This window comes from Halioglobus sp. HI00S01 (assembly GCF_001635445.1).
Taxonomy (GTDB): Bacteria; Pseudomonadota; Gammaproteobacteria; order Pseudomonadales; family Halieaceae; genus Halioglobus; species Halioglobus japonicus.
This window is the reverse complement of the sequence record NZ_LWEE01000132.1, coordinates 1-397: the sequence shown is the minus strand read 5'-3', so window position 1 is coordinate 397 and position 397 is coordinate 1. Positions and strand designations below refer to the sequence as shown.

The following is a 397-nucleotide window of genomic DNA, read 5'->3' as shown; positions in this document are numbered from 1 at the left end:
CGATGCCCGTCGCGCATACTGATCCGGCCCTTCTCCGGCACCGCGCTCCACACCCATTCTGGCCAAGCGCTCACAGAACTTGAGGTATAGCCTGTCCATTTCGCGCTGTTGCACGGTTTTGCGTTGCAACATCAGGGTAATCACCACCGGCGCAAACACCAGCACACCGGCCCCGAGCAGCACCAACGCGAACTTCTGTGCGCTGAATTCGCCGAACCAGTTGCTCAGTAACTGGTACTGCCGATCACTGTCGAAGCCGGTCACCCAGCTCTGCCAGCGGTAGGTAATCGCGTCGTAGCGCAGGCGCAACTGGTTTACCCAGTTCACCCCGCGAAACCGCAGCGGCGACAGCGGTGAATCAGCAAGAAAAGACCCCTCGCCCGACAGCGCCTCCTCG

General features: G+C 61.0%; 1 protein-coding gene. It reads right to left on the bottom strand.

Translation table 11 applies throughout. From position 1 onward, the window contains the following. Positions 1-397 (bottom strand): DUF4129 domain-containing protein (locus tag A3709_RS23820; protein WP_197484225.1); only part of this gene is annotated, 397 nt, incomplete at both ends.